Annotated in this window: 4 protein-coding genes; all 4 read left to right on the forward strand. The window is 66.5% G+C overall.

The features are described from left to right. The coding region (hflK, locus tag AC5JJ6_RS03765) for an FtsH protease activity modulator HflK (protein ID WP_496040761.1) at positions 1–637 on the forward strand (637 nt) is incomplete at its 5' end. 11 nt (positions 638–648) lie between these two features. After that, positions 649–1,668 (forward strand): protease modulator HflC, encoded by a 1,020-nt coding sequence (hflC, locus tag AC5JJ6_RS03770; RefSeq protein ID WP_496040762.1) that lies wholly within the window; start codon positions 649–651, stop codon positions 1,666–1,668. A gap of 132 nt (positions 1,669–1,800) precedes the next feature. Next, positions 1,801–1,989: a DUF2065 domain-containing protein gene (locus AC5JJ6_RS03775; RefSeq protein ID WP_044427357.1), complete on the forward strand. Its 189-nt coding sequence runs from the start codon at positions 1,801–1,803 to the stop codon at positions 1,987–1,989. Positions 1,990–2,299: 310 nt separating this feature from the next. After that, positions 2,300–3,722, forward strand: a 1,423-nt coding sequence (locus tag AC5JJ6_RS03780; protein ID WP_496040763.1) for a DegQ family serine endoprotease, incomplete at its 3' end; no start/stop codon positions are given.

The raw sequence follows: 3,722 nt of genomic DNA on the forward strand, positions 1-3,722 counted from the left end.
CCTGTTCAAGATCCGCGACCCGGAAACCACCGTCAAGAAGGCCGCCGAGAGCGCCATCCGCGAAGTGATCGGCCAGACCGATATCCAGCCGGCCCTGACGGAAGCCCGTCAGCAGATCGAGAACAGCACCCGCCAACTCCTCCAGGCGATGCTGGACGACTACCAGTCGGGTATCGAGATCACCCAGGTCCAGTTGCAGAAGGTCGATCCTCCGGCCACCGTCGTCGACGCCTTCAACGACGTTCAGCGCGCCCGCGCCGACCGCGAACGCGTCCGCAACGAGGCCGAGGCCTACCGCAACGACATCATCCCGCGTGCCCGAGGCGAAGCCGAGCGGCTGGTCCAGGAAGCCTCCGCGTACCGCGAGCAGACCGTCAGTCTGGCTCAGGGTGACGCCCAGCGCTTCCTGTCGGTCTACGAGGCCTATTCGGGCGCCCGCGAAGTCACCGCCCGCCGCATGTATCTGGAAACCATGGAACAGGTGCTGCGCGGCACCAACAAGGTCATCATCGATGGCAATGGCGAGGCTGGAGCCAACGGCGTCGTTCCCTATCTGCCCCTGACGGAGTTGCAGCGGCAACGCCCTGCGGCACCCGCGCAGGCCGCCGCTCCCGGCGCTTCACGCCCGGCGCAGTGAGGATTTGAGCCATGAATAAGAAGCTAGCAATTCTCGGCATCGTCGTCGTCATCCTGGGCATCCTCGCCTCAGCCAGCCTGTTCACGGTCAACGAAACCCAGCAGGCGCTGGTCCTCCAGTTCGGTGAACCGCGCCGCGTGATCCAGGAGCCGGGCCTCAAGGCCAAGGTCCCGTTCATCCAGAACGTGGTGGTCTACGACCGCCGCGTGCTCGACCTCGACCCGCCCGTCGAGCAGGTCATCCTCGCCGACCAGAAGCGCCTGGACGTCGATGCCTTCGCCCGTTACCGCATCACCGATCCGCTGCGCTTCTTTCAGTCGGTCGGTTCGGAAATGGTGCTGGAACAGCGGCTCAACACGGTCGTCGTTTCGGCCCTGCGCCGTGTCCTGGGTAACGTGACCGTGCTGGCGATCCTGTCGGACGAGCGTTCCCAGGTGATGGCCGACATCCGCCAGCAGGTCAACGCGGAGGCACAGCGTTTCGGCATCGACGTGGTGGACGTCCGCATCCGGCGCGCCGATTTGCCGGAAGAGACCAGCCAGTCGATCTTCGCCCGCATGCGGTCGGAGCGCGAGCGGGAAGCCGCCGAGTTCCGCGCCCAGGGCCAGGAGCAGGCTCAGCAGATCCGTTCCCGCGCGGAACGCGAACGTACCGTCATCATCGCCGAGGCCCAGCGCGATTCGCAGGTCCTGCGAGGCGAGGGCGACAACCAGGCGTTCAGGATCATCGCCGAGGCGACCGGCAGGGACGCCGATTTCTACTCGTTCTACCGGACGCTCCAGGCCTATCGCGACAGCCTGCGCAACGAGGACACCACGATGGTGCTCTCGCCGACGGGCGACTTCTTCAAGTATTTCGGCACCCTGAGCGGCATGGCGTCGGCCGGCGGCGCCGGAAGCGCCCCCAGCGGCGTTCCGGGCGGCGCTCCCGGCAGGACCTCGGGAGCGGCAGCAATCCCGTCGGCGCCTTCTTCGACTCCGCCGGCGACCCAGGGAGCCGATAACACACCGCCGGCCAAACCCGCCAACTGATCCGGTTACCGATCTCTCCACCCGGGCCTCTCCACCCGGGCCGGCGCCCCATCATAGCGGCGCCGGCCCGTATTTCCGTTGCGGCGGCCCATTGGGCCGCCGCAACGTTCTCTATCTATCCAGGGCCTACCGTTGACGACTGAATTCCTGACGGCCTTCGCGCTCGTTCTTGTCCTCGAAGGCATCGCCTACGCTCTATTCCCCGACATGATGCGGCGCATGCTGGCGCTGGCGCTCATGACGCCGGTCGGACAGTTGCGCGTTGCCGGACTGGTCGCCGCGATCTGCGGCGTCGGCTTGGTCTGGCTGCTGCGCGGCTGACGAAGAACCTGCCGGATGGCGAATAAAAATAATAAGTTCGTCAGACAGCCAACCGGACGCCTTACTTTTAACGCCGAATAGCGTTTATTATTCCTGTGACGACGAAAGCCGTTCCCGGCATGACCGGGCCGGGCGGTTTATACGCGGGCTGACACCCGGCAGTTGGAGCGCATTCCTTGGGAGCGCGCCTACGCACCGGCGGCGGCTGCTGGCGGGTGCAAAATGAAGCAAGGAGAGAGCTTCCGTGACGAACAGTGCTCAAGGTAATGCCGCACACGGGAATGCCCCAGGACAGGACGGAGGAAACGACATGACGATCGTCGCCGGGCAACGCCGCCCCGGAAGGTTCCAGGGGGGGTGGTTCCGCTGGGTTGCCGGTTTGCCGGTGGTGGCACTACTGCTCTTTACCTCCATGCCAATGGCGCAGGCCCAGGCCCGCTCCAATGCGCCGGAGAGCTTCGCCGATCTGGCCCAGAAGCTGCTCCCTGCCGTGGTCAACATTTCGACCACGCAAAATATTCCCGAGCGTCGCGGCCCCGGTGGCGCCGGTCCCCGTCCGGGTCCGGAAATGCCGCAGTTCCCGCCCGGATCGCCGTTCGAGGAGTTCTTCCGCGACTTCTTCGACCGCCAGGGCCGTGAACAGAACGCTCCACCCCGCCGCGCGACCTCGCTCGGTTCGGGCTTCGTCATCGACGCCGGCGGTCTGGTGGTGACCAACAACCACGTCATCCAGGACGCCGACGAGATCAACGTGATCCTTCAGGACGACACCAACCTGAAGGCCGAGCTGGTCGGCCGCGACACCAAGACGGATCTGGCCCTGTTGCGGGTCAAGACCGACAAGAAGCTGACGGCCGTGACGTTCGGCAACAGCGACGACATGCGGGTCGGCGACTGGGTGCTGGCGATCGGCAATCCGTTCGGCCTCGGCGGCACCGTGACCGCCGGCATCATCTCCGCCCGCGCCCGCGACATCAACGCGGGTCCCTACGACGACTTCCTCCAGACCGACGCATCGATCAACCGGGGCAACTCCGGCGGCCCGATGTTCAACATGAAGGGCGAGGTCATCGGCATCAACACGGCGATCTTCTCGCCCTCCGGCGGCTCGGTCGGTATCGGCTTCGCCATTCCCTCTACCCTGGCGCGCAGCGTCGTGGCCCAGCTCCAGGAGTTCGGCCGGACCCGGCGCGGCTGGCTCGGCGTGCGCATCCAGGGCGTGACCCCCGAGATCGCCGAAAGCCTGGGGCTGAAGGCCGTGACCGGCGCCCTGGTCGCCAGCGTCACCGCCAATGGCCCGGCGGCCGATGCCGGCATCCAGGCAGGCGACGTGATCCTGACCTTCGACGGCAAGGAAGTGAACGAGATGCGGCGCCTGCCGCGCGTCGTCGCCGAAACCGGCGTCGAGGAGAAGGTGCCGGTCAAGCTGTGGCGCCGCGGCAAGGAACAGACCGTCCAGGTCAAGGTCGGCGAACTCGAGGCGGCCGAGGAATCCGGCGCCCTGGCGGCCATCCCCGACGAGCCTGCACCGGCGGCGCCGGAATCGGTCGAGGCGCTGGGGCTGAAGCTGACCAACATCACGCCGGAACTGCGCCAGCAGTTCGACATCAACGAGCAGCTCAAGGGTGTCCTGGTGACGGAGGTCGCCGGCAACAGCGCCGCTGCCGAGAAGGGCCTGCGTCCCGGCGACGTCATCCTTGAGGTGGCCCAGGAGGAGGTTGCCACTCCCCAGG

The sequence above is a fragment of the Skermanella sp. genome, from assembly GCF_059503625.1.

What these genes read in the sequence shown, in the direction of transcription:
- hflC (WP_496040762.1), top strand. Translation starts at nt 649, where the DNA reads ATGAATAAGAAGCTAGCAATTCTCGGCATCGTCGTCGTCATCCTGGGC.